This window comes from Flavobacterium davisii (assembly GCF_019565505.1).
GTDB classification, from domain to species: domain Bacteria; phylum Bacteroidota; class Bacteroidia; order Flavobacteriales; family Flavobacteriaceae; genus Flavobacterium; species Flavobacterium davisii.
The window spans coordinates 3,206,802-3,232,382 of sequence record NZ_CP067378.1; the positions used below are offsets into that span (position 1 = coordinate 3,206,802).

17 protein-coding genes, 8 tRNA genes and 6 pseudogenes are annotated in these 25,581 nt (G+C 29.8%); 24 read left to right on the forward strand and 7 right to left on the reverse strand.

From position 1 onward, the window contains the following. The first annotated feature begins 37 nt into the window (after positions 1-37). From JJC05_RS15220 to JJC05_RS15310, 19 genes and pseudogenes are all read left to right on the forward strand, one after another. The gene (locus JJC05_RS15220) at positions 38-508 is read left to right on the forward strand and encodes a DUF6495 family protein (protein WP_088394637.1); all 471 of its coding nucleotides are present in this window, start codon (positions 38-40) and stop codon (positions 506-508) included. A gap of 64 nt (positions 509-572) precedes the next feature. Beyond that, a pseudogene (gene ligA / locus JJC05_RS15225) lies at positions 573-2,569 on the forward strand (NAD-dependent DNA ligase LigA). After that, complete coding sequence (locus tag JJC05_RS15230) at positions 2,563-3,261, forward strand: hypothetical protein (RefSeq protein WP_235877764.1); 699 nt, start codon at positions 2,563-2,565, stop codon at positions 3,259-3,261. Before ligA ends, JJC05_RS15230 begins: the two are co-directional and overlap by 7 nt. 373 nt (positions 3,262-3,634) lie before the next feature. Beyond that, positions 3,635-4,177 (forward strand): hypothetical protein, encoded by a 543-nt coding sequence (locus JJC05_RS15235; RefSeq protein WP_127822988.1) that lies wholly within the window; start codon positions 3,635-3,637, stop codon positions 4,175-4,177. A gap of 109 nt (positions 4,178-4,286) precedes the next feature. Beyond that, complete coding sequence (locus JJC05_RS15240) at positions 4,287-5,549, forward strand: McrC family protein (protein ID WP_235877765.1); 1,263 nt, start codon at positions 4,287-4,289, stop codon at positions 5,547-5,549. 665 nt (positions 5,550-6,214) lie between these two features. Next, positions 6,215-6,772: a DUF6642 family protein gene (locus JJC05_RS15245; RefSeq protein ID WP_235877767.1), complete on the forward strand. Its 558-nt coding sequence runs from the start codon at positions 6,215-6,217 to the stop codon at positions 6,770-6,772. 231 nt (positions 6,773-7,003) lie between these two features. Further along, positions 7,004-7,708, forward strand: a complete 705-nt coding sequence (locus JJC05_RS15250; RefSeq protein WP_105195617.1) for a MotA/TolQ/ExbB proton channel family protein — start codon at positions 7,004-7,006, stop codon at positions 7,706-7,708. A 2-nt stretch (positions 7,709-7,710) separates the two neighbouring features. Continuing rightward, a complete protein-coding gene (locus JJC05_RS15255) occupies positions 7,711-8,100 on the forward strand; it encodes an ExbD/TolR family protein (protein ID WP_088394601.1) in 390 nt (129 codons plus the stop codon). A 1-nt stretch (position 8,101) separates the two neighbouring features. Further along, on the forward strand, positions 8,102-8,872 hold the full coding sequence (locus tag JJC05_RS15260) for an energy transducer TonB (protein ID WP_235877769.1): 771 nt from the start codon (positions 8,102-8,104) through the stop codon (positions 8,870-8,872). A gap of 16 nt (positions 8,873-8,888) precedes the next feature. Next, a pseudogene (locus tag JJC05_RS15265) lies at positions 8,889-10,104 on the forward strand (bifunctional folylpolyglutamate synthase/dihydrofolate synthase). Positions 10,105-10,189: 85 nt separating this feature from the next. Continuing rightward, positions 10,190-10,264: transfer RNA gene (locus JJC05_RS15270), tRNA-Val, on the forward strand. Between the two features lie 33 nt (positions 10,265-10,297). Continuing rightward, positions 10,298-10,372, forward strand: a tRNA-Val gene (locus JJC05_RS15275). Between the two features lie 33 nt (positions 10,373-10,405). Continuing rightward, a tRNA-Val gene (locus JJC05_RS15280) sits at positions 10,406-10,480 on the forward strand. Positions 10,481-10,513: 33 nt separating this feature from the next. Continuing rightward, a tRNA-Val gene (locus tag JJC05_RS15285) sits at positions 10,514-10,588 on the forward strand. Positions 10,589-10,621: 33 nt separating this feature from the next. Continuing rightward, positions 10,622-10,696 (forward strand) — tRNA-Val (locus JJC05_RS15290). A gap of 33 nt (positions 10,697-10,729) precedes the next feature. Next, positions 10,730-10,804, forward strand: a tRNA-Val gene (locus JJC05_RS15295). Positions 10,805-10,837: 33 nt separating this feature from the next. Next, a tRNA-Val gene (locus JJC05_RS15300) sits at positions 10,838-10,912 on the forward strand. Between the two features lie 32 nt (positions 10,913-10,944). Then, positions 10,945-11,019 (forward strand) — tRNA-Val (locus JJC05_RS15305). 338 nt (positions 11,020-11,357) lie between these two features. Next, the gene (locus JJC05_RS15310) at positions 11,358-11,525 is read left to right on the forward strand and encodes a hypothetical protein (protein ID WP_235877771.1); all 168 of its coding nucleotides are present in this window, start codon (positions 11,358-11,360) and stop codon (positions 11,523-11,525) included. Between the two features lie 235 nt (positions 11,526-11,760). On the opposite strand, the gene trpA is transcribed toward JJC05_RS15310, so the two are convergent. The 7 genes and pseudogenes from trpA to JJC05_RS15345 form a co-directional block, all read right to left on the reverse strand. Next, a complete protein-coding gene (trpA, locus tag JJC05_RS15315) occupies positions 11,761-12,525 on the reverse strand; it encodes a tryptophan synthase subunit alpha (RefSeq protein ID WP_105195614.1) in 765 nt (254 codons plus the stop codon). A 94-nt stretch (positions 12,526-12,619) separates the two neighbouring features. After that, a complete protein-coding gene (gene trpB / locus JJC05_RS15320) occupies positions 12,620-13,801 on the reverse strand; it encodes a tryptophan synthase subunit beta (protein ID WP_105195613.1) in 1,182 nt (393 codons plus the stop codon). Positions 13,802-13,872: 71 nt separating this feature from the next. Next, positions 13,873-14,517, reverse strand: a complete 645-nt coding sequence (locus tag JJC05_RS15325) for a phosphoribosylanthranilate isomerase (RefSeq protein WP_258129846.1) — start codon at positions 14,515-14,517, stop codon at positions 13,873-13,875. Between the two features lie 48 nt (positions 14,518-14,565). Beyond that, positions 14,566-15,347, reverse strand: a pseudogene (gene trpC, locus JJC05_RS15330) (indole-3-glycerol phosphate synthase TrpC). A gap of 85 nt (positions 15,348-15,432) precedes the next feature. Beyond that, positions 15,433-16,437: an anthranilate phosphoribosyltransferase gene (gene trpD, locus JJC05_RS15335; protein ID WP_105195611.1), complete on the reverse strand. Its 1,005-nt coding sequence runs from the start codon at positions 16,435-16,437 to the stop codon at positions 15,433-15,435. A 79-nt stretch (positions 16,438-16,516) separates the two neighbouring features. Continuing rightward, a complete protein-coding gene (locus tag JJC05_RS15340; RefSeq protein ID WP_235877773.1) occupies positions 16,517-17,092 on the reverse strand; it encodes an anthranilate synthase component II in 576 nt (191 codons plus the stop codon). A gap of 54 nt (positions 17,093-17,146) precedes the next feature. Continuing rightward, positions 17,147-18,548: pseudogene (locus JJC05_RS15345) on the reverse strand (anthranilate synthase component I family protein). A 556-nt stretch (positions 18,549-19,104) separates the two neighbouring features. On the opposite strand from JJC05_RS15345, the gene lipA reads away from it, so the two are divergent. The 5 genes and pseudogenes from lipA (at position 19,105) to JJC05_RS15370 (ending at position 25,579) form a co-directional block, all read left to right on the forward strand. Continuing rightward, on the forward strand, positions 19,105-19,977 hold the full coding sequence (gene lipA / locus JJC05_RS15350) for a lipoyl synthase (protein ID WP_088393419.1): 873 nt from the start codon (positions 19,105-19,107) through the stop codon (positions 19,975-19,977). 62 nt (positions 19,978-20,039) lie between these two features. Then, a pseudogene (gap, locus tag JJC05_RS15355) lies at positions 20,040-21,030 on the forward strand (type I glyceraldehyde-3-phosphate dehydrogenase). Between the two features lie 30 nt (positions 21,031-21,060). Then, positions 21,061-23,238: a tetratricopeptide repeat-containing hybrid sensor histidine kinase/response regulator gene (locus tag JJC05_RS15360; RefSeq protein WP_105195609.1), complete on the forward strand. Its 2,178-nt coding sequence runs from the start codon at positions 21,061-21,063 to the stop codon at positions 23,236-23,238. Between the two features lie 359 nt (positions 23,239-23,597). Further along, positions 23,598-23,971: pseudogene (locus JJC05_RS15365) on the forward strand (type I restriction-modification system subunit M N-terminal domain-containing protein); the annotation flags it as partial. 18 nt (positions 23,972-23,989) lie between these two features. Next, positions 23,990-25,579: an HsdM family class I SAM-dependent methyltransferase gene (locus JJC05_RS15370; RefSeq protein WP_235877777.1), complete on the forward strand. Its 1,590-nt coding sequence runs from the start codon at positions 23,990-23,992 to the stop codon at positions 25,577-25,579. Positions 25,580-25,581 lie beyond the last annotated feature (2 nt).

Sequence of the window (25,581 nt, forward strand, 5' to 3'; positions counted from 1 at the left end):
TTTTTATTTTTATTATAAATAACTAAATTTTATTAATTTGAAATATAAGAGACTTACCAAAGAACAATTTGATTCCCTACATCAGGAATTTGCCAATTTTTTGGCTACTCAACAAATTGATAAAGTAGAATGGGATCAGTTAAAAGTAAATAATACTGAAGTGGCAGAACAAGAATTAGATGTTTTTTCCGATCTAATTTGGGAAGGAGTGTTGAAAAATGCTAAATTTATAGAACATTTTTCAAAAAGACATATCTTTTTGTTTCATTGCCAAGAATACTTTATGCAAACCATTGTAATTAAAGCTCTCAACATAGAGGTGGATTTTTTAACTAATGAAGGATTAAAATGGTTAGGAGATCATTTATTTACAGAAAAAGTAGAGCTCCTGCGTGGAAAAAAAGAATATACAAAAGAACGTAATAACGAATTATTTGAGTTAATAGAACAAGGAGCCATATTAAGTGATGGACAGCTGTATATGCAAATAAATGGGATCATTGAGTAATTTTTTTGCTTTACTATAATTAAATGGCTACTTTAGTATTTTATTACTTTAATAGCCTTTTTTTATGGATGTTTTTTCAGAAATACAAGCCCTTAGAAACGAACTAAATCAACATAATTATAACTACTATATCTTAGATAATCCCACTATATCAGACTACGATTTTGATATAAAACTAAAAAAACTACAAGATCTAGAAGAAAAACATCCCGAATATAATGATCCAAGTTCTCCAACTCAACGTGTTGGAGGATCTATAACAAAAAATTTTACAACGATTCAGCATGAATATCGTATGTATTCTTTGGATAATTCTTATTCAAAAGAAGATCTTTTAGATTGGGAAACTCGAATACAAAAAATATTAGGTAACACTCCTGTTCAGTATACATGCGAACTTAAGTATGATGGAGCTTCAATAAGTATTACCTATGAAAATGGAAAACTATTGCGTGCAGTAACACGTGGTGATGGCTTTCAGGGAGATGATGTAACCCACAACATTAAAACGATTAAAACAGTTCCTTTAACGCTTCAAGGGGACTTTCCTGATAGGTTTGAAATCAGAGGCGAAATTATTTTGCCATTTGCTGGATTTGAACGAATGAATCAAGAGTTAATAGAGATAGGAGAAACTCCCTATTCAAATCCTCGAAATACAGCTTCAGGAAGTTTAAAATTACAAGATAGTTCAGAAGTAGCAAAAAGACCATTAGATTGCTTATTATATTCCTTAATAGGCAATAATTTACCTATCGGAACACAATTTGAAAGTTTAGAAAAAGCAAGAAATTGGGGATTTAAAGTACCTGTACAATCCAAATTAGCTTTCTCTATGCAAGAGGTTTTTGATTTTATAGAATACTGGGATATTCATCGTCACGAAATGCCCTATGAAACAGATGGAGTCGTAATAAAAGTAAATAATTTAGATCAACAAGAAGAACTAGGTTATACTGCCAAATCGCCACGTTGGGCAATAGCTTATAAGTTTAGAGCAGAACAAGTAACAACAAAACTAAATTCAATATCCTATCAAGTAGGTAGAACGGGAGCTATTACACCAGTAGCTAATTTAGAACCAATACAATTAGCAGGTACAATTGTAAAAAGAGCCTCTCTGCATAATGCAGATCAAATAGAAAAATTAGATATAAGAATAGAAGACGAAGTTTTTGTAGAAAAAGGAGGAGAAATTATTCCTAAAATTGTAGGTGTAAATGAATCAAAACGATCCCCAAGTTCAAACAAAACAATCTATATAACACACTGTCCAGAATGCCAAACCGAATTAATTAGAAAAGAAGGAGAGGCACAACATTATTGTCCTAATTATTATGGATGTCCTCCTCAAATAATAGGAAGAATCCAACATTATATATCCCGAAAAGCCATGGATATAGAAGGTCTAGGAGGAGAAACCGTAGCATTATTATTCAAAAATAAATTAGTTACGAACTATGCCGATTTATATGATCTTAAAAAGAGCAAATAATTATTTTGGATAGAATGGCAGAGAAATCAGCAGATAATTTATTAGCAGGTATACAGAAATCTAAAGAAACTACTTTTGAACGAGTATTATACGCATTAGGCATTCGATACGTAGGAGAAACAGTAGCTAAAAAATTAGTAAAACATTATAAATCAATCGAAAATCTTCAAAAATCAACATTAGAAGAGTTGATTACTGTAGATGAAATAGGAGTTAAGATAGCGCAAAGTGTAATAGAATTTTTTGAAAATGAAGATAATTTAACGATCTTAAATCGTTTAAAAAATTATGGAATACAACTAGAATTATCAGAAACAGACTCCGAGATAATATCAGATCTACTAAAAGGAAAAATTTTTGTAATATCAGGAGTATTTGAAAAATTTTCAAGAGACGAATTAAAACAGTTAATAGAAAATAATGGAGGAAAAGTAGGAAGTAGTATTTCATCAAAAACGCATTATGTAATAGCAGGAAATAATATGGGACCTGCCAAATTAGAAAAGGCAACACAATTAGGAATCACTATTTTGTCAGAAGAAGAGTTTAATACAATGTTATGTTAAAGAATGCACCATTATATGTATATCTAGTAGCTTGTTTTTTATCCGTTATAGCCATGGTATTAGATAATGAATTTTTATTAATTATTTGTAGACCAATCATTATACCTGCCTTAATAGCTCGTTATTTAGCTGTAGAAGAAAAGCAAAATATATTATACGTATCACTTATATTTATAGTTTACTTTTTTACAGATGCACTCACGTTATTTAACCTAGAGTTTATTCAATTCTTTAATATGGGATTGGATTTATTTCCCTATCTATTACTTCTTTTTTTAACAATTAAAGAAACAAAGAAGATAGGTTTTAATAAAAAAGCTTTTAATTTCTCGTTACTAGGAACCTTTTTTTTAATGATTTTAACCTATTTTTTACTAAATGGATTGGATTTTGAAGATATGAAATATTCTATTGCTATTGTTGTGTATGGAACTGTGCTAACTTTCTTAATTTCAATTTGCACCTATAATTATTTAGTGATAAATAACCTCTGCTTTAATAATATCTTAATAGCCATTGTTTTTTCTGCAATGGCTGATATAGTATATGTAGTTATGGTAAAAATGGATTATGCACTCGTCTTTAAATGTATAAAATTTGTATTTAGAGCTATTTCCTATTTTTTTATTGTTGAATATTTTATAAATACAAGACCTTATTTCTTCAGAGAAATAAGAACAAACGAACTATAATAAACATAATAAAATATTCAATTCATCTCGAAGGGATTAATTGTTTGTTTTAAAAAAATACTTTGCTTTAAAAATTGCAAAAGTGTTTTTTTATAGGTATTTTTGAATAAATTAACTTAAAGTTAAATATATACGCATTGTTGTTTGACTGTTTTCTATTTGAAATGTAAAGTAATCTAAAAGTAACATAAACAAAAAATCAAACTATCAGAATTGATCTCATTTTATACGATAGGTTAAAGTATCCAAAAAATAGATCCTATCATTGATAAAACAATAGAAATTATTAATAAAAATAAACCTAGATATTAAAGAAGAATTGGACTCTTTATTAATTAATAAGCAAATACTATTTACCATATTTTATCAAAATATGTTCTATAAGAATTTTATTCAGGTTATTAAGAACAAGATAAAATATGTTTTTTTAATTATTAAAAATGAAGAAATAAAATTAAATGATAAAAAAGGGGCAATACTTATTATCTTATTTAAATGGTATAATGTATTACAAAAAATAGTAGCAACAAAGCCTATTTTTATTTCTAAAATCAAAATGATATTATTCATTAAATCAAGTGTAAATCCAGAAAAAAATATAAATTTCACAAAAAGAACCTCTTCAATACAATACAACCACTCGCTTTCTTTTACACCCTATAAAAACTTTTGCGATTTAATAAAAAATCAAGAATTAGATCTTAATTCAGAAGAAATAAAGTCTGTTTTTACAGCATCATATCAAATTCCACCAAAAAATTACATATTACCTTTTAATATAGAAATAATAAAAAAATGGAAATCTCGCTCTATTTTATTAACTAAATTATTTACACGACTCAAAAGTCTAAATTCTCAAACTGTTTTTAGTCTCCAAAAAGATTTTAATAATCAAAAGGTTGTAATACTTTGTTGAATTAATACTAAATCACACAAACGAGTCGTTTCAAAACAGAAATGTATTATTAAATAAAATGATTAAAAAAGCTAATATATCATATCACTGAAAAATAAAGTTTGAACAAATGAATAAATTTAAAAGTATACAGATCTTTGAAGATAGTATCTTAATTTGTGGTCAAGAATACGATGGTTGCAAAATTGAAGAATCTCATTTTCAAGCTTTAGCTAAATTCAACGAACTACATCAAAATAAATATTTTAAGATTGAATTAAAAAAAGTCACGTTTCAAAATTTTGTAGGAGTAATTCAAGTTTGTGATTTGATAATAGAAATTTTGCCCAAAATAGATAAGCATGAATTAGAAGAAGAAGCTAACAAACAAAAATGGCAAAAAGCTTTAGTAGAAATGCTTCGTTTAACCCGTAAATTAAATATACAACAAATAGATGAAGCCAACATAACAAAACAAACAACAGATTTATTAGATATTTATTTTGAATGGTTTTTAAATGAAGTACAAATACTTATTCATCAAGGACTCATTAAACCCTATAATAAGGAAACTAGTAAAATAAAAGAGTTAAGAGGAAAATTGAAATTTGCGCGACATATTGCTAAAAATTTAATCAAGAAAGAACGTTTATACACAACTCATCAAGTATATGATAAAGACCTTTTGATTTATCAAATTTTAGCTCAAGCCTTAGAAATTATAAATTCAATTACCCCTGGAAAATACATAAATAGCAGATGTAAAATGATTCAGCTTAATTTCCCTGAAATTACAGAAATTCAAGACATTACTAATATTTTTAATGAAATACCTAGTAATAGAAAAACAGAACCTTATGAAAAAGCATTAACGATTGCTCGTTCAATTATCCTAAATTATGCTAATATTACAAATCAAAATCAAAAAATATTAGTATTACTCTTTGATATAAACCTATTATGGAAAGAGTATATATATGTTCGTTTACAACAAACAGCTAAAAAGAAAGGTATTATTATAAAAGGCCAAAAGGCTAGGCCTTTTCTGGAAAAAAAATCTATTCATCCAGATATAATTATTGAAAAATGTGGAAAAATGGCTATAATTGACACAAAATGGAAAAATATAGATAATGTACTTCCTTCCGTTCAAGATTTGCGTCAAATGTACGCGTATAATGAATATTGGGATAGTCAAAAAGCAATGCTATTATATCCTACAAGTGGTAATTCAACCGAAATAAAACAGGATGATTTTGGAAAATATACCAATAGAGAAAAAAACAGTTGCTATTTAGGTAAAATTAATATTTTTGATGGAGATAAATTAGATGACAAAATTGGCGATACGATTTTAAAATGGTTTTATATTAAAAATAATTCAACAAAGTAAAAGATAAAATACTTGTAAATTTCTTTTCTTATTTAATAACGAAGTTAATACGTTTCTTATTAATAAGGTGATTTAAACCCAGATTACGCGTTAGAGATTTTCAAAAAACATATTTTATTGATTGTTAGTACTATATAAAATTACGAACTAGAATTATTAAATAAATAAACCATTCTATTTCAATAAGTTATAAAAATTATTTTTTCTAATGCGTAATCTGGGTTAAACTTTTTGATTTACCCAAAAAATAAAGATTTTTGTTCTATATCTAAACCCAGATCCACATTAAAATTCGCTTAAAAATAAACTAATACCATTTTAGTTTTGAAATTACCTAATCCAAAACCCACTACAGGATACACGAATCAAGAGATATTACACGATATTATTACAGTAAATTTGAACCTTAAATGGTATAATGCTTAATCAGGGCGTAACGTATAATCTGATTTAAAAAAAAGCACCTCAATTTATTGTAAATCATTTAAAAAAAATCCTTTTTGAAAATATTGAACTAAGATAAAATCAAAATATATGAAAAAATAGAATTATTTTATGGTTTAAGTAAATTTGCATCTTTTATAGACAATAAAACAATTCTTTTAGTATTAGAATTGAAAAAAATAAGAAAATAAAATAGATTTATATATAAAATAATGGTAGCTATGCCTCAAAAAAATCAGATATATTGCCTAGAATCTGTTAAAGACGTAACAGAAGAAAAAGCAAGTATTATTCTAACTTCATTGGAAAATCTTGCTTTTCAATATAGAATAACGAATGTATATAAAACTTTTGACAGTATAGAAAGTTTTGAAGAAAGTATCAGTACCTTATTATATGAAGATAGGCATTTTAAAGACTATACTGTTATTTATTTAGTAATGCAAGGGAGAGCCAACGAACTTAAAATAGATAGTTATTATTATACTTTTGAGGAAATAGCGGAGTTCTTTGAGGGAAAATTAAAAGATAAAATAATTCATTTTGCTAATACCTTTCCATTGGATTTAGAGGAAGAAACTTTTCAATATTTTTTAGATATTACAGGAGCCAAAGCACTTTCAGGATACATTAACCGTGTTCCTATTTTGAGTACTATGTTAGATAATCTCTATTTTTCACTAATAGAAGAGATAGACGATGTGGTAGATTTAACAGAAACCTTATTTGAAAAACAATATGCACTTTGTCAGTCATTAGGTTTTAGGATGTATTACTAAGTATTGTTTAATGTCATGTAAGACTTATAGTTAAAAATAGTCGTAAATTTTCTTTTTATAATTATTGTAACAATTTATTTTGTTCAAACACCAAGATTAGGAAACAAAAAATAAAACATTATTCCAATCAATAAATAGACTCTTTAGAATCATTTTTTACATTAAATCAAAATCTGCTATATTTACCAAACAATTATTTCAAAAGAAAATCGTTTAAAATAAAAAAAATATATGAGCTTATTTTTTCAAATAGATTCACTTGCCACAAGTATTAATCAAGTTAATCAAGAAAGTATACCAGTAGAAAAAACGTTGTCTATATGGGCATTATTAACCTCTGGAGGATTAGTTGGTCAAATTATCATGTTATCTTTATTTGTTATGTTGTTCTTTGCATTGTATTTGTATTTTGAACGACTTATGGCTATTAATAAAGCTTCTAAAATAGATGATAAATTTATGTTATTAATAAAAGATCATGTTACTAATGGTAAGTTAGATGCAGCTAAATTATTATGTGTAGCTACTGATTCACCAGTTGCTCGGTTGATTGAAAAAGGAATTTCAAGAATAGGTAATCGTTTAGAAGATATTAATACAGCAATAGAAAATGCAGGAAAACTAGAAGTTTATAAATTAGAGAAAAATGTGAGTATGCTCGCTACACTTTCAGGAGCAGGACCTATGACGGGCTTTTTAGGTACGGTTGTCGGAATGGTAATGGCATTTCATAAAATGGCAAGTGGAGGAGGACAAATAGAAGTAGGAATGTTAGCCGAAGGGATTTATACCGCTATGATGACAACAGTAGTAGGTTTGATAGTTGGTTTAATAGCTTATGTAGGTTATAACCATTTAGTCGTAAAAACAGATAAAGTAGTACATCAAATGGAATTAAATGCAGTTGAATTTTTAGATTTGTTAAACGAACGATAATTATGAATTTAAGAGGAAGAAATAAAGTTTCGGCTGAGTTTAATATGTCATCCATGACAGATATTGTTTTTTTGTTATTGATATTCTTTATGTTAACATCTACTATGGTTACTACAAATGCTCTAGATTTAGTTTTGCCAAAAGCAAAAGGCAAAACAGACAATAATAAGAGTATATCTATAAGCATAGATAAGGATAAAGAATACTATATAGATAAACAACCTGTTGCTCAAAATGAAATAGAAACTAAATTGCTAACAATTCTCAATAAAGAGAATAAATCAGTTGTGCTTCGTGTAGCTGAAGGAGTACCTATAGAAAAAGCAGTTTATGTTATGGATATAGCTAATCGTAATCAGATAAAAATTGTTTTAGCAGTAAGACCTAAATAATATGTTGTTTTTAGAAACGCCAGAGGAAAAAAAATCATTTGCTATTACTACAGTGATTTTTGTTATCCTACTCTTTTTGTTTCTGTTTTTTGGATTAACTTATGTAGATCCTCCACCAGAAAATGGAATAACAATTAATTTTGGAACGAGCGAAGTAGGACAGGGGCAAATACAACCCAAAGAAATAATAGCTTCTTCATCAAAACCTAAAATAGTAGAATCAAAAGCTATAGATGAAGAAGAAAATATTTTAAATAATGAATCTAGTGATGCTCCCGTTATTAAGCAATCACTTATAAAAAAAGCAATAATAGAAAAGAAAGAAGAATCCAAACGGCCTAATAAGTCAACAGATGACGCTTTATCTAGTTTAATTAATGGACCTAAAACAAAAGGTGTCAATGAGAGTAATGGAGATAATGATATACCGGGGGATAAAGGTGATTTAAATGGAAGTAGATACGCTAATTCATTTTATGGATCGGGTTCAGGAATAGGAGGGGCCGGATGGGGGTTAAAAGGAAGAAATTTAGCCTCTAAATCCCGTAAAGTGCAAGATTGCAATGAAACAGGAAGAGTCGTTGTGCAAGTTACTGTAAATAGGAATGGTCAAGTTATTAATGCTAGTTATGTAAAAGGAACAACCAATACACATCCTTGTTTAATAAATCCAGCTTTAGAAGCTTCAAGAACATTTAAATGGCAGGCAGACCAACAAGCTCCTGAAAGACAAATAGGTTTTATAGTTTTTAATTTTGAAGTAGGGCAATAAATCCCATTAGATTTTTATGACATATCAAGAAACGATTGAATGGATGTTTGAACAGCTTCCTATGTATCAGCAACAAGGAGCTACAGCTTATAAAAAGACTTAACAAATACTATTTTATTAGCTAATCATTTAGGAAATCCCGAAAAAAAATAAAAACGATTCATATTGCCGGAACTAATGGTAAAGGATCTACTTCTTCTATGTTAGCGTCTATTTTACAGGAAGCGGGTTATAAAGTAGGGTTGTATACTTCACCTCATCTAAAAGATTATAAAGAACGTATTCAAATAAATGGAATAGTGATAAAGGAAGATTATGTGGTTGAATTTATACAAAAAAATAAACCCTTTTTTCAACAAAATCACTTAAGCTTTTTTGAAATGACAGTAGGATTAGCTTTTCAATATTTTGCAGATGAAAATGTTGATATTGCGGTTATAGAAGTAGGTCTTGGAGGACGGCTGGATTCTACTAATATAATTACACCCTTAGTCTCTGTTATAACAAATATAGGTTGGGATCATGTACAGTTTTTAGGTACTACATTAGAGGCAATAGCGACCGAAAAAGCAGGTATTGTCAAGTCAGGTATCCCTGTAGTAATTGGAGAATATTTACCTGAAACTAAGGCAGTCTTTTTGAATACAGCAAAAAATATGCAATCTGCTATTTATTTTGCTTCAGATCGAGTGTTTAAAGAATATCCTTGCGGATTATTGGGAGATTACCAAAAACATAACATAAAGACCGTTTTACAAACAATTGAAATTCTTCGGGAATATTTTACTATTACAGATACACAATTAGGAAAAGGATTACTAAATGTAATACAAAATACGAACTTGTTAGGACGTTGGCAACAATTAGAAACAGAACCCAAAGTTATTTGTGATACCGCCCATAATAGTCATGGATTAAAGATAGTATTAAATCAAATAGAAAAAGAAACTTATAATCGTCTATTTTTTGTTTTAGGTGTGGTTAATGATAAGGATTTAAATGATATTTTACCGCTTTTTCCTAAAGAAGCATATTATATTTTTACAAAACCCAATGTACCACGTGGTTTGGATGCAGAAAAATTAAAAACGGTTGCTGAATCTTACGGATTACTATTTAATGAGATAGCTTATTCTGTTTCAGATGCTTATATTCGTGTTAAGGAGTTAGCAAAAGCGAATGATTTTATTTATATAGGAGGAAGTACATTTGTAGTAGCAGAAATTGTGTAAAATTCTTTACTTTTTTATTGTTTTACAAAAAAAGTATCTTATATTTGCACCCACAATAACGGAAGGTATTCTTCTAAAAGTTATTGGGCGATTAGCTCAGCTGGTTCAGAGCACCTCGTTTACACCGAGGGGGTCAGGGGTTCGAATCCCTTATCGCCCACAACAGTCACAAGACAACGTTCAAAAGTTTATCGGGCGATTAGCTCAGCTGGTTCAGAGCACCTCGTTTACACCGAGGGGGTCAGGGGTTCGAATCCCTTATCGCCCACAACAGTCACAAGACAACGTTCAAAAGTTTATCGGGCGATTAGCTCAGCTGGTTCAGAGCACCTCGTTTACACCGAGGGGGTCAGGGGTTCGAATCCCTTATCGCCCACAACAGTCACAAGACAACGTTCAAAAGTTTATCGGGCGATTAGCTCAGCTGGTTCAGAGCACCTCGTTTACACCGAGGGGGTCAGGGGTTCGAATCCCTTATCGCCCACAACAGTCACAAGACAACGTTCAAAAATTTATCGGGCGATTAGCTCAGCTGGTTCAGAGCACCTCGTTTACACCGAGGGGGTCAGGGGTTCGAATCCCTTATCGCCCACAACAGTCACAAGACAACGTTCAAAAGTTTATCGGGCGATTAGCTCAGCTGGTTCAGAGCACCTCGTTTACACCGAGGGGGTCAGGGGTTCGAATCCCTTATCGCCCACAACAGTCACAAGACAACGTTCAAAAATTTATCGGGCGATTAGCTCAGCTGGTTCAGAGCACCTCGTTTACACCGAGGGGGTCAGGGGTTCGAATCCCTTATCGCCCACAACAGTCCAAGACAACGTTCAAAAAATTATCGGGCGATTAGCTCAGCTGGTTCAGAGCACCTCGTTTACACCGAGGGGGTCAGGGGTTCGAATCCCTTATCGCCCACGATACTTCCTATTATTTTAAAATTCTTAAATAAATACAACCATTTTATCCTCTATTTATGTCAGAAATTAAAAGAGAGATAAGGTTTAAAATCTAGCAGATTACTTAAATTAACGATTCAATTAAATTCAACGTATTTAAGAAAATATTACAATTCTAAAACTATATATCGGGAATCAATTTATTTTAGGGAAAATATTGAATTAAACCCAGATTACGCGTTAGAGATTTTCAAAAAACATATTTTATTGATTGTTAGTACTATATAAAATTACGAACTAGAATTATCAAATAAATAACCCTTTTATTTCAGTAAGTTATAAAATTTATTTTTTTTAATGCGTAATCTGGGTTTAAAATCCTTTGAAATATTAGATAATGTAACCGAAATAGATGGAGAAAAATACTATTTGAAAGAACTAAAAATGGATGGAAAATATAAATGCTATGTTGCGCTTAAAACGCTGAATCAAATTCAAGTAAACCATGTTGAATTGCAGCATTAGTGTTATCGACATTCCCAAAAAATGTGTGATCCAAAAAAAACATCATTTACAGATGGTTTTGATCCCTCGTTTCTCTAAAAATGAGAAACGAGGACTTGATTGACTAAATCACAGTTTTCTGATTTAATCTTTAGTTTGAATTATATTGATTTAAAAAAAGATTTTTTTGGACATTAATAAATTTTTATTCTAAATAGAAAATTATCATAAAATATCGAATCTCTCTTCAATAAAATTATATATTCAGACTATTAACAAAATTTTCAATAGTATTTACTCCATTTTTTTTCAAATGTTTAATAAATGCACTGCCTATAATTGCACCTTTTTGATAGGTCGTAGCTTGCTGGAAAGTTTCGTGGTTAGAAATACCAAAACCAATGATCTGAGGATTTTGTAAATTCATTAAGGCAATGTTTTCAAAATATTTCATCTGTTCAGTACCAAAACCTGATTGACTTCCTGTTACGCTAGCTGTACTGACCATATAAATGAATGTATTAGACAAAGCATCTATTTTTCGTATACGAGTTTCAGAAGTTTGAGGAGTAATTAAAAAGATATTTGCTAAATCATATTTTTCAAAAATAGAACTGTATTCTAGTTCATAAATTTCTAATGGTAAATCGGGAATAATTAGACCATCTATTCCTATTTCAGCACATTTTTTACAAAAATTTTCTACTCCATATTGCATTATTGGGTTAAAATATCCCATGATAAGTAAAGGAATGGATACTGTTTTGCGTATATCTTTTAATTGTTCAAAAAGTAAAGCAGAAGTCATTCCGTTTTCTAATGCAAGAGTAGAGCTTTCCTGTATAGTAGGACCATCAGCTAGAGGATCGCTAAAAGGTAAACCAATTTCAATCATATCTACTCCATTTTTTTCTAGGGTTTTAATGATATTTGCGGTGTCATTTAAATTAGGATAACCTGCTGTAAAATAAAGAGATAATATTTTTTTGTTTTCTTGTAATTTATGTTGTATTCTATTCATTTTTATTTTTTTTAACCTCAATTAAGATAAAAAGGTTGCGATTTATTAATAGTTTTAATTTAATGAAGAATATAAAATGTTTATTAATTTGTTCTTATAATCCAAAATAATTGATGTACGTATTTAAATCTTTATCACCTCGTCCAGAAAGGTTAATAACAATTATGTCTTCGGGATTAAAACTTTTTTGATTAAGAATAGCTAAAGCATGTGAGCTTTCAATGGCGGGTATAATACCCTCTTGTTTACAAAGATTTAATCCAGCTTTCATGGCTTGGTCATCAGTAGCAGACATAAAGATGGCACGTCCGCTTTTAAATAAATGAGCATGTAAGGGACCTACTCCTGGATAATCTAATCCAGCTGATATTGAGTATGGTTCAGTAATTTGTCCGTCTTCTGTTTGCATTAATAAAGTTTTGCTCCCGTGAATAATTCCTTCTTTGCCTAATATAGAAGTAGCGGCACTTTCTCCTGAATGAATACCTTTTCCTGCGGCTTCTACTGCAATTAATTGAATATTTTCATCTTCCAAAAAGTGATAAAAAGCACCGGCAGCATTACTTCCTCCACCTACGCAAGCAATTACATAATTAGGATTTTCAACGCCTTCTTTTTCATTTAATTGTTTTTTAATTTCTTCTGAAATAATACTTTGAAAACGAGCTACCATATCTGGGTAAGGATGAGGGCCTACAACAGAGCCTATGATATAAAATGTATCGAGTGGATTGTTAATCCAATCGCGAATAGCTTCATTTGTAGCGTCTTTTAGCGTTTTAGAACCCGAAGTAGCTGGACGAACTTCGGCACCTAACATTTTCATTCGAGCTACGTTAGGTGCTTGACGCTGAATGTCTATTTCACCCATGTATACGATACATTGTAACCCCATTAGGGCGCATACGGTAGCAGTAGCTACTCCGTGTTGACCTGCTCCTGTTTCGGCAATGATTCGATTTTTACCTAAACGTTTAGCTAATAAAATTTGACCAATTGTATTATTTATTTTATGAGCTCCTGTATGACATAAGTCTTCTCTTTTTAAATAAATTTTGGCTCCGTATTGTTTGGATAAATTTTTAGCTAAATATAGAGGTGTTGGTCTGCCTACATATTCTTGTAATAGTGTAATATATTCAGACCTAAATTCATCACTCTCCATGATGTTTAAATAATGTTTGCGTAATTCTTCTACATTAGGATATAACATTTCAGGGACAAAAGCACCTCCAAAATGGCCATAAAATCCTTTTTCGTTAACTGTATATTTCATGTTTTGTAGTTTAAAGTTTTAAAATGATAGATGAAAATTAGAAATATTTTCTTAGTGAATAATTCAATTACTTATCTCAATTTGTTAATCAGTTGTTTGCATCGAGTAACGTCTTTTAATCCTGTATTATTTTCAAATTTGCTATTTACATCTATAGCATAACATTTTTTTCCAATATTTGTTTTTAAAAATTCTTGAACTAAGTCTATTTCATCTATTCCGATACCTCCACTTAAAAAAAAATGTTTTTCGGATGGATAGTTTTCTAAAAGTTGCCAATTAAAAACAATTCCATTACCTCCATGTTGTTTGCCTTTGGTATCAAATAAAAAATAATCACATATTTTTTCATAAGGAAGTAAAAGATTAAAATCAAATGTTTCTCCAATTGAAAAGACTTTTATAATAGTGATTTTTCTTGAAATTTTTTGTAAATCTTTTTTTAATGTTTTGCAAAATTCAATAGATTCGTTTCCGTGTAATTGAAGAACGTTTAAATTGTATTGATGTATTTTATTAATAATTGCTTCCAAAGGTGTATTTACAAATACACCTACTTTTTGAATCGTTTCTGGAATAATAGGCAGCGTCTTAATTTGAATGTTTCTTTCGCTCTTTTCATAAAATATAAAACCGAGGTAGTCAGGATTTAATGAGGCTATTTCCTGAATATTTTCGGAGTCTTTCATGCCGCATATTTTAATTTTTATAGACATTGTGTTGTTTTTTTAAAAAAAGAGTTATAAAATGATTAGGTTTATATGTTAGTTAAAATTTTTAATAAACTGATGTAATGATTCTCCTGGATTATCTGTTTTCATGAAATTTTCACCAATTAAAAAACCTTGATATCCATAAGGTTGTAATTCTTTAATAGCCTCAATATGACTAATTCCACTTTCAGAAACTTTTACAAATTCATTTGGAATTTTAGTTCCCAATTCTTTACTGTAATCTAGGTTTACTTCAAATGTTTTTAGATTACGATTGTTTACACCAATCATATCTAAACTAGGCATAATTGATTTTTCTAATTCTTCTTGGTTGTGTACTTCTAATAATACTTCTAAAGCTAGAGATTGTGCAAATTCGGATAAATGTTTAATTTGTTCCTGAGTTAATACTGCTGCAATTAACAAAATAGCGTCAGCACCATAAGCTTTAGCTTCTAATAATTGGTATTCGTCAATAATAAATTCTTTGCGGAGAATAGGTATAGAAGTGGCGGCTTTTGCCAAAATTAAATCATCTAAAGAACCTCCAAAGTATTTCCCGTCGGTTAAAATAGAAAGCCCTGATGCGCCTGCATTTTGATAACCTATACTTACTTCGTCTACGGAAAGATTTTGATTAATTACAGGTTTTGAAGGTGATCTGCGCTTGTGTTCAGCAATAATTCCTAAAATATTATTTCTTAGGTTTTTACTTAATGATTTTGTAGCAGAATCAAATAAAGGAAAAGATTCTAATTGACTTGCTGAAATTAAACATTTCTTAAGTTCAACTTCTCTTTTTTATCAGCTATAATTTTATCTAGTATATTCATTATTATTTTTCAAGTCAAAGATTAATTAATAAAATTTTTTTTGGTTATAATTAAATTTTCAAATTCATTGTGGGTTGAGTCATAATTATGATAAATCGTTTTCACTAATAGCTTGAATTTTTTTTAATTTTTCTAATGCTTTTCCGTTTAAGAGACTTTCTTTAGCTAATTCAAATCCTTCATTAATAGAACAATTTTTAATTGTACTAATGGCAAGAGCAGCATTTGCACATACTACATTGTTTTGAGCATCACTTCCTTTACCAGCTATAATTTTGTAAAATAAATTAGCTGATTCTTCTATGGTTGTTCCTCCTATAATGTCAAGAGGATTTAATTTGGAAATTTTAAAATCTTCTGGTTTAAGAATTTGCTCTTTTTCGCGTGAAATTATTTTTGTATCATTGGTTAGAGAAATTTCGTCATAACCATCTAATCCATGTAAAATTGTAAAATTAGTATCTGTGCTTTGATACAAATAGGCATACATGCGAGCTAATTCTAAATTAAAAACACCTACCATTTGATGTTTAGGGAAACTAGGATTGACCATTGGACCTAACATATTAAAGAACGTTTTTACACCTAATTCCTTACGTATAGGGGCTACTTGTTTCATGGCAGGATGGAATAAAGGAGCATGTAAAATAGCAATATTGGCTTCTTCTATACATTTCGTTAAAAAATCTCTTTTATTACTAAATTTTACACCTAAATATTCCATCACGTTACTTGATCCCGAAATAGAAGAAACACCGTAATTCCCATGTTTTGCTACTTTAATACCAGCACCTGCAGAGATAAAAGAAGCTAAGGTAGAAATATTAAAAGTGTCTTTGCCATCGCCACCTGTTCCGCATAAATCAATGGTTTCATAATCTGAAAAATCAATAGAAATACATAATTCTAACAACGCTTCACGGAAACCGGCAAGTTCATTAATGGTAATAGGACGCATCATAAATACAGTTAAAAATGAAGCAATTTGACTGGAATTGTAAATTCCATTCGAAATATTGATTAAAACAGAATAAGCTTCTGTTGCTGATAAGGTTTCGTGTTGAAATAATTTGTTAAGGATTGTTTTCATATTTTTTTAAAATTGGATAGGATCTTTTTTGTTTTTTATGAATAAAGGATAGAACAACACAAAATAGGTTTCCTATTTGTTATTCTTTCCAATTAACCCAATTTTCTAATATTTTTTTACCTAATGGTGTTAATACACTTTCAGGATGGTATTGTACACCACGAATATCATACTTTTTATGCTTTAAAGACATTATTTGTCCGTTTTGATCTATCGAAGTAACCTCTAAAACTGTTGGAAAATTGTCATTAGATACGACCCATGAATGATAACGTCCTACTTCAAATTCCTGAGGTAAATCTCTAAAAAGAACTTCGTCTATTGAGTCCGTTAATTTTACTTTTGTAGCAACACCATGATATACTTTTTCTAAGTTTATTAATGTTCCGCCAAAAACTTCTCCTATAGCTTGTTGTCCTAGACAAATTCCTAGAATACTTTTAGTAGCAGCATATTTTTCAATTACTTTTTTTAATAAGCCGGCTTCATCAGGTATACCGAGTCCGGGAGATAGAAGAATCTTCTGAAATTTTTCTAATTCTTCTAATTCAAATTCATCGTTACGATATACTATAACTTCACAGTTTAAATCTTCTAGGTAATGCACGAGGTTATAGGTAAAACTATCGTAATTATCTATGACTACTATTTTCATATTATTTTAATTTTAAGAACAATTACTATTTTTAATGTAATGGTAGATTTTTATTTATATTGTTTCAGCGAGTTCTAATGCTTTATTTAATGCTCCTAATTTATTAAACACTTCATTTTTTTTCATTTTCTTCTACAGAATCATTTACAATTCCAGCTCCAGCTTGAAAATGAAGTTCATGATTTTGACTAATGAATGTGCGGATCATAATGGCGTGATTAAAATTGCCTTCAAAATCCATAAAACCTATTGCACCACCGTAAAATGAACGATTGATATTTTCAATTTCGTTAATTAATTGTAAGGCTTTGTGTTTAGGAGCACCTGAAAGCGTGCCTGCAGGAAAAGTATCTGCTACAACTTGCATGGTGTTTGCTGATTCGTGTAATTGACTTGTTACTTTTGATACTAAATGGATAACATGTGAAAAGTATTGTACTTCTCTATATTTTTCAACTTGTACATTGTTTCCATTACGACTTAAATCATTACGAGCTAGATCTACAAGCATTACATGTTCACTGTTTTCTTTTGGATCTTCAGAAAGTTCTTTAGCCAGAATAGCATCTTTTTCGTCATCACCTGTACGTTTGAAGGTTCCAGCAATAGGATGAATTTCAGCTTTACGGTCTTGAATAATGATTTGAGCCTCTGGAGAGGATCCCATAATTTTAAAATTTCCATAGTCAAAATAAAATAAATAAGGGGAGGGGTTAATGCTTCGTAAGGCTCGATAAACATTAAATTCATCACCCTTAAATTTTTGAGAGAAACGACGTGATAATACCAGTTGAAATACATCACCACGGGCACAATGCTTTTTTGCTAGGGTTACATTTTGTTTGAAAAAATCATCAGTTAGATTAGAAGTAATTTCTCCTTCACGAGTAAAATTATATGAAGCAAAAGTTTTAGATTGAATGTATTGCGTTATCTCATCTAAATTATTTGTACCGTTGATATTGTGGCAAAATAAATAGGCCTCATTTTTAAAATGATTGATAGCAATGATATTTTGATATACGCTATAATGTAAATCGGGTAAGTTTAAATTGGTTTCTTTAGGGGTGATTTCTGTTTTTTCAAAGTAACGAACGGCATCGTAAGTAGTAAAACCAAAAAGACCGTTGGAGATAAATTTGAAATTGTTTTTTTCTATTTTAAAGCTATCTTTAAAATTTTGAATAGCTATAATTACATCCTTTTTATCATTAATAGATCGTGTAACTGAATTTCCGTCAGGAAAAGAAGTAATGATTTTTTCATTCTTTACCGTTATGCTAGCAATGGGATTACAACAAATATATGAGAAACTATTATCGTTAGCATGATAATCATTACTTTCTAATAAGATGCTATGCGGAAATTTATCTCTAAGCTTTAAGTAAATACTAACAGGTGTAATAGTATCGGCAAGTACTTGTTTAAATGATGTTTTTAATGAATAGATTTTCATAATTCTATTGTGCTTTTTAAAATTCAGTTAATAAAAAAAGGCTTGTCGTGATTTGACAAGCCTTTTTGTATATGTTTCCTTAAACTTTTACATAGCTGGTGCTGCTCACGATATTCGACGTAAGTTATTCCACCACCAAGTATTGTTTAGTATATGTTTCATTTTTGATTTATCTGCTTTAAATTATACCACAAATTTATACAATTATTTTTTAAATATCCAAGTTTTTATTTGATTGTTTTTAAAAAAATCTCTATTAAATATGTTTTCTTGTATATGACAAATACTAATTTTTTTAAAACAAAAGAGTTCTAATATTTAAATACTCATACAATAAAGAAAGAGACTAATAGTCAGTTGCTCAATAAAAAATAGAGTTTTAAGTCTTTGATAATAATTTTGAAAAGATGTATTCAGAAAAGAATGCTCGATTTAATGAGCCTTATTATAGAATGATAAATCTTAATAAAAATCTATTTTTTTAGCTTATTTTAACACAAAAATCAAATCTTATTATTTATAACAATGATTATCTTTGTACCGAAATAAATAAAGAATGGATACAATAAATACTTCCAATATACTCCCATCAGGAAAACCTAAATGGCTTAAAGTAAAACTTCCTATTGGTCAAAAATATACCGAACTCAGAGGTTTAGTAGATAAGTATAAACTGAATACTATTTGTACTTCAGGAAGTTGCCCTAACATGGGTGAATGTTGGGGAGAAGGGACGGCTACTTTTATGATTTTAGGAAATGTTTGTACAAGATCATGTGGTTTTTGTGGAGTAAAGACAGGACGCCCAGAAGATATTGAATGGGATGAACCAGAAAAGGTGGCGCGTTCTATAAAAATCATGAAAATTAAGCATGCAGTTATTACAAGTGTTGATCGAGATGATATAAAAGACATGGGGTCTATTATTTGGGCCGAAACAATTAAAGCAATCCGTAGGATGAACCCCGAAACCACTTTAGAAACTTTAATTCCCGATTTTCAAGGAGTGGAACGTAATATTGATAGGATTATTGAGGCAAATCCAGAAGTTGTGTCTCATAATATGGAAACAGTTCGTCGTTTAACCCGAGAAGTTCGGATACAAGCTAAATACGATAGAAGTTTAGCCGTTTTAAAATATTTAAAAGATCAAGGGATTAGACGAACAAAGTCAGGAATTATGCTTGGTTTAGGAGAAACAGAAGATGAAGTTTATGAAACGATTCGAGATATTCGTAATCAAAATGTGGATATCATTACTATTGGTCAATATTTACAACCAAGTAAAAAACATTTGCCAGTAAAACAATATATTACTCCTGAAGAATTTGCGAATTATGAAAAATATGCGAAAGAATTAGGTTTTCGTCATGTAGAAAGTGGAGCTTTAGTTCGTTCTAGCTACCATGCAGAAAAACATATACTTTAAAATAGGATACAATAAAATTAGTTTACTAATCTTACAATTTGGAATTTGGAATCTGAAAAAAAATAAAAATTGCAATCAATGGTTTTGGTCGTATTGGTAGAAATCTATTTAGATTATTACTCAATCACCCTCAAATAGATGTTGTAGCTATTAATGATATCGCAGACAATAGAACCATGTCTCATTTATTAAAATATGATAGCATACACGGTGTTTTACCCTTTGATGTATCTTATAGTGAGAAATCAATCTTTGTAGAAGCAAAAGAATTTATTTTTTTTCATGAGAAAGAAATAAAAAAATAAATTGGAAAGATCTAAAAATAGACTTTGTTATTGAATGTACAGGTAAATTTAAAAGCTACGAAGCTCTATATGAGCATATTGAAGCAGGAGCTAAAAAGGTAATATTATCAGCACCAGCTGAAGTAGAAACAATTAAAACAGTAGTTTTAGGTGTAAATGAACATATTTTAGATGGAAGTGAAATTATTGTTTCTAATGCAAGTTGTACTACCAATAATGCCGCTCCCATGATAAAAGTAATACAAGAATTATGCGGTATAGAACAAGCTTATATTACCACTGTACACTCATTTACAACAGATCAAAGTTTACATGATCAACCACATAAAGATTTACGCAGGGCTAGAGGAGCTTCACAATCTATAGTACCCACAACAACAGGAGCTGCAAAAGCCCTAACTAAAATATTTCCAGATTTAGAAGGAAAAATAGGAGGGTGTGGCATTAGAGTTCCTGTTCCTGATGGATCCCTTACTGATATTACTTTTAATGTTAAAAAGAAGTAAGCATAGAAGAAATTAATAAAGCATTTCTTAATTCTTCTAAAAATGAATTGAAAAATATTTTAGCCTATACAGAAGATCCTATTGTATCCGTTGATATTTTAGGTAATCCTCATTCCTGTTTATTTGATGCCCAATTAACATCTGTTATAGATAAAATGGTAAAAGTAGTAGGCTGGTATGACAACGAAATAGGTTATTCATCAAGAATTATTAATTTAATTGAATATATTATCAAAAAATAATTATATTTAGAGAGTTTTTTTCAACTCCCTATGAACAAAATATTTAGATATATATTTCTTTTTATTAATTCGCAAATTTTAGGATTTTATAGTGGTGCAGATAATACTTCTGTAGACAGTTCTTATTATTATTCTGAAAAAGCAATACGATTTAAAGAGTTTAAGATTTATGATAGAGCTTTAGAAAATGCCAATAAATCTATTGTGTTTGCTAAAAAAAGAGCAAACAGCGCATCACTTGCAAATGGATATTATACTTTAGGAATCATTTATTTAGATTTCGAAAAATACGATGATGCAATAGAAAAATTTATTCGGGCAATTTCTGTTTATAATACTTTAGAACCGTCTACCAAATTAGCCTCTTCTTATTTTAAAATAGGTATTTGTCATTTACATAAAGCAAATAATATAAAAGCAGAAGCTTATTTTAGCAAAGCAAATTCTGTTTACGATAATATTGATTTACCAGAAGCTAAAGTTGTTTTACTTTTAGAAAAAGCTAAAATTTATATCAAACAAAATAATTTAAGATTAGCAGAAGCTAATTTGATAAAATTATTAAATAGTCCTCATTCTAAAGAAATCAGAAGAAATAAATCAGAAATATTTTTTCAATTAGGACTTATTAAAAGTCAAGAAAGAAGATATGTAGATGCCTTAGAATATTTAAAAACATCCTATTTATTAAGTAGAAAAGAAAAAAATGCTTGTTTAGAATTACGATCTACAGAAGAATTAAGTAAAATTTATGAATTAAATGCTTTAACTAATAATTCTTTACTATTTTTAAAAAAACATCTTCGTATAAAAGATTCTTTAGAACGAGTAGGAGAGCTTAAAAATCAGCATTTGATCAACGAGCAGGTAAAAGTTGATGATCTTATGAAATCCATAGAAAAAATGGACAAAGACAAACGAAGTCAAGAAAAAGCAACTCAATTTTCTAAGCTGATAAATATTTTAGCAATAGCCTTAATCACAATTCTTTCTTTATTAAGCCTTTCCCTTTATAAAAACAATATAATTCGTAATAAATCTAATGAATTATTAAGAGAAAAAAATAATGAGCTAAAAATAGCAAAAGAAAGAATAGAAAAGGCATCCAAAGCTAGAACAGAATTCTTGTCTACAGTAAGTCATGAATTAAGAACCCCATTAAATGCTATAAATGGTATATCCCATTTATTATTAGAAGAAAACCCCAAAAAAAGCCAAATAGAATATTTAAAATCTTTAAAATTTTCTGGAAATTATCTTTTAACTTATATAAATGAAATCCTAGAAATCAATAGAATTGAATCAAATAATATAGAAATAGAATTAATTAATTTTAATTTTAGAGAACTAATTAATAATATACATAAATCCTTAAAAGAATTAGCAGACCAAAATAATAACTTATTTAAGCTAGAAATAGATGAAAAAATTCCTCAAAATTTAATAGGGGATACAACTAAAATATCACAAATTTTTATCAATCTAATAAACAATGCCTTGAAATTTACAAAAAATGGAGAGGTCGTATTTATTGCCAACTTACTTTCTGAAAGTGAAAATTTATGTGATATTCATTTCGAAATTAAGGATACAGGTATCGGAATACCAGAAAATAAACAAGAAGAAATTTTTGAAAGTTTTTCACAAGGTTCTGTAGAAATAAATAGAAAATATGGAGGAACAGGATTAGGACTTACCATTGTAAAAAGATTAGTAGCTCTAATGAAAGGAGATATAAAAGTAATGAGTACCGTAGATAAAGGTTCTCGATTTTATTTTGACCTAACATTAGAAAAAGGAACCAAAGAAATAGAAACATCAGATCAAACATTAAATAATAAAGTATTTATTGGCAAAAAAGTTTTACTTGTAGAAGACAATAAAATCAATCAAATGATTACAAAGAAAATCCTAGAAAAGAAAAAGATGCTAGTTACACTATGTGAAACTGGTGAGGATTCTATTGAAATGATGCGTAAAAATCAATATGATATTACTTTAATGGATGTTCATTTACCGGGTATAAATGGAACAATTGCTACAGAAAAAATTAGAAAATTTGATGAAGAAACCCCTATTATTGCACTAACAGCTATTTCTTTAAATGAAAATAGAGAAATGCTATTATCTTATGGAATGACGGATGTTATTACGAAACCATTTAATCCTGATGATTTTTATAAAATAATAGAAACGAATCTGCTTTAATTTATTCCTTCTATTAGCAAATTGAAACGAAATCTTTAGCCCTTTTACGCCTTAATTCCCAATGCGTATTATACTTTATGCGCGAGATAAAAAGACCAAAAAAGGAACAAAAATTGTCTTGCAGATGGAAAAAACAATCAAAATGCAACCCATTTTTTGTCCCTTCGACCCAAGGGAGAAGTCCCATAATATGAATCAAGTATAATTGAAAGTTTTTTTATATTTTACAATAGCTTTTTACTAGCTATGTTTTGTAAATTTGGGACTTTAAAAAGCTAAAATGTTTTATTTCAAAAAAAAGCAAAGATATGTTTTTGAAATAATAATGATTTTTCCAAAAACATATTACATTTAAAACAATGACCACACACCAACAACATATAAAATTCATTTGGGATATAGCCGATTTATTACGTGGACCTTACAGACCACCACAGTACGAACGTGTGATGTTACCTATGACCGTATTACGTCGTTTTGATTCAGTGTTAGAAAACACAAAAGAAGAAGTAATAAACGAATACAACAGCCTAAAAACCAAATATAACAACGATATTCCGGTTTCTATTTTAACCTCTAAACTAGAAAAATTACAGGGCAAAAATTTTACAATACCTCACCCTTTACGTTCGAAAAGTTAAAAGGCGCACAAGATAATATCGCACAAGACTTAGCAAGCTACATTAACGGGTTTTCACCCAACGTAAGGCAGATATTTGAGTTTTTCGATTTTGAAAAAGAAATATTTGCGATGAACGATGCTAATATTTTGTACTTAATCATATCCGAATTTGCTAAAGTCAATTTGCATCCTACTATGGTTTCTAACCGCGATATGGGTTTGATTTTTGAAAACTTAATTCGACGATTCAATGAGTTAGCAAATGAAACTGCGGGGGACCACTTTACACCTCGTGAAATCATCAAGCTGATGGTGAATATTTTATTCATTGATGATGATAACTTCCTACAAGGCAAATCGGTGATTCGCGAAATTATGGACCCTACTTGTGGTACAGGCGGTATGTTATCTGAAGCTAAAAATCACGTAAAAGAACTCAATGAAGATGCTATATTAGTGGCTTACGGACAAGACTATAACAAAAGAGCATTTGCCACAGCGGCAGCCGATTTATTGATTAAAAACGATTCCAATTCAAAATTTGAAGACACCATAAAATATGGTGATACATTAATAGAAGATCAGTTTCCTGATAAAAAATTTGATTACCTAATTGCCAATCCGCCTTTTGGGGTAGATTGGAAAAAACAAAAAGATCAAATAGGCCGTGACAAAACTGGGCGATTTACAGCAGGTTTACCCCGCGTAAATGATGGTGCTTTATTATTCTTGCAACACATGATTAGCAAGTTTGAACCTTTTGATCCAAAAAATAAAAAATACGGTTCGCGTTTAGCAATCGTGTTTAGTGGTTCGCCTATGTTTTCTGGAGGAGCAGGCTCTGGTGAAAGCGATATACGCAAATGGATTATTGAAAACGATTGGCTAGAAAGTATCATTGCCTTACCCGAACAAATGTTTTATAACACAGGCATTACCACCTATATATGGGTATTGACCAATAGAAAAAAAGACGACCGAAAAGGTAAAATCCAGTTGTTTGATGCCCGCGATTTTTATATTCCTATGCGTAAAAGTCAAGGAAGCAAACGCCGTAAAATAGGAGAAGGCGATGTAAATGATGGTATCATACAGGTAATGGAACCCGATCATATTGCTATGATTACCCAAGAATACGGTTTACATACCACAACCGAACATTCTAAAATTTTGGACAATGACGATTTTGGTTTTACGAGAGTAACCATAGAGCGCCCTTTGCGTTTAAAATACCAAATGAGTTTAGAAGCTAAAACGGCTTTCTTAGATGCTTGCCCTCATTTGTTAGACGATGTACAAGCTATCGATAAAAAACTAGGGCGTGCACCTTTACTCGATTGGAATAAAACACTCAAAGAAATCAAAAAAATCAACCAACTAAAATGGTCTGCTAGAGAACTCAGTTTATTTAGAAGTGTATTTACAACCAAAGATCCTGAAGCCGAAAAAGTACTAAAAGGCAAAAACGAGTACGAAGCCGATGCCGATTTACGTGATTTTGAAAACATTCCTTTAAAAATAAACATACAAGACTATTTTAAAAATGAAGTACTACCTTTTGTACCCGATGCTTGGATGGATCGTACCAAAGATAAAGTAGGCTACGAAATCAATTTTAATCGTTATTTCTTTACGATGAGTGAAAATCGTTCGTTGCAAGAAATTAATGAAGAATTAGGTATAGTTGAGAATCAAATTTTGGATTTATTAAATAATTAAGT

Bases quoted from the DNA above. Each gene is read 5' to 3' on its own strand.
- trpB (WP_105195613.1), bottom strand. From the start codon at position 13,801: ATGAAATATACAGTTAACGAAAAAGGATTTTATGGCCATTTTGGAGGT.
- JJC05_RS15250 (WP_105195617.1), top strand. From the start codon at position 7,004: ATGAGCTTATTTTTTCAAATAGATTCACTTGCCACAAGTATTAATCAA.
- JJC05_RS15340 (WP_235877773.1), bottom strand. From the start codon at position 17,092: ATGAAAATAGTAGTCATAGATAATTACGATAGTTTTACCTATAACCTC.
- JJC05_RS15240 (WP_235877765.1), top strand. From the start codon at position 4,287: ATGAATAAATTTAAAAGTATACAGATCTTTGAAGATAGTATCTTAATT.
- JJC05_RS15325 (WP_258129846.1), bottom strand. From the start codon at position 14,517: ATGTCTATAAAAATTAAAATATGCGGCATGAAAGACTCCGAAAATATT.
- JJC05_RS15260 (WP_235877769.1), top strand. From the start codon at position 8,102: ATGTTGTTTTTAGAAACGCCAGAGGAAAAAAAATCATTTGCTATTACT.
- JJC05_RS15230 (WP_235877764.1), top strand. From the start codon at position 2,563: ATGTTAAAGAATGCACCATTATATGTATATCTAGTAGCTTGTTTTTTA.
- trpA (WP_105195614.1), bottom strand. From the start codon at position 12,525: ATGAATAGAATACAACATAAATTACAAGAAAACAAAAAAATATTATCT.
- JJC05_RS15235 (WP_127822988.1), top strand. From the start codon at position 3,635: ATGTTCTATAAGAATTTTATTCAGGTTATTAAGAACAAGATAAAATAT.
- JJC05_RS15370 (WP_235877777.1), top strand. From the start codon at position 23,990: ATGAACGATGCTAATATTTTGTACTTAATCATATCCGAATTTGCTAAA.
- JJC05_RS15310 (WP_235877771.1), top strand. From the start codon at position 11,358: ATGCGTAATCTGGGTTTAAAATCCTTTGAAATATTAGATAATGTAACC.
- trpD (WP_105195611.1), bottom strand. From the start codon at position 16,437: ATGAAAACAATCCTTAACAAATTATTTCAACACGAAACCTTATCAGCA.
- JJC05_RS15245 (WP_235877767.1), top strand. From the start codon at position 6,215: ATGCCTCAAAAAAATCAGATATATTGCCTAGAATCTGTTAAAGACGTA.
- JJC05_RS15255 (WP_088394601.1), top strand. From the start codon at position 7,711: ATGAATTTAAGAGGAAGAAATAAAGTTTCGGCTGAGTTTAATATGTCA.
- JJC05_RS15360 (WP_105195609.1), top strand. From the start codon at position 21,061: ATGAACAAAATATTTAGATATATATTTCTTTTTATTAATTCGCAAATT.
- lipA (WP_088393419.1), top strand. From the start codon at position 19,105: ATGGATACAATAAATACTTCCAATATACTCCCATCAGGAAAACCTAAA.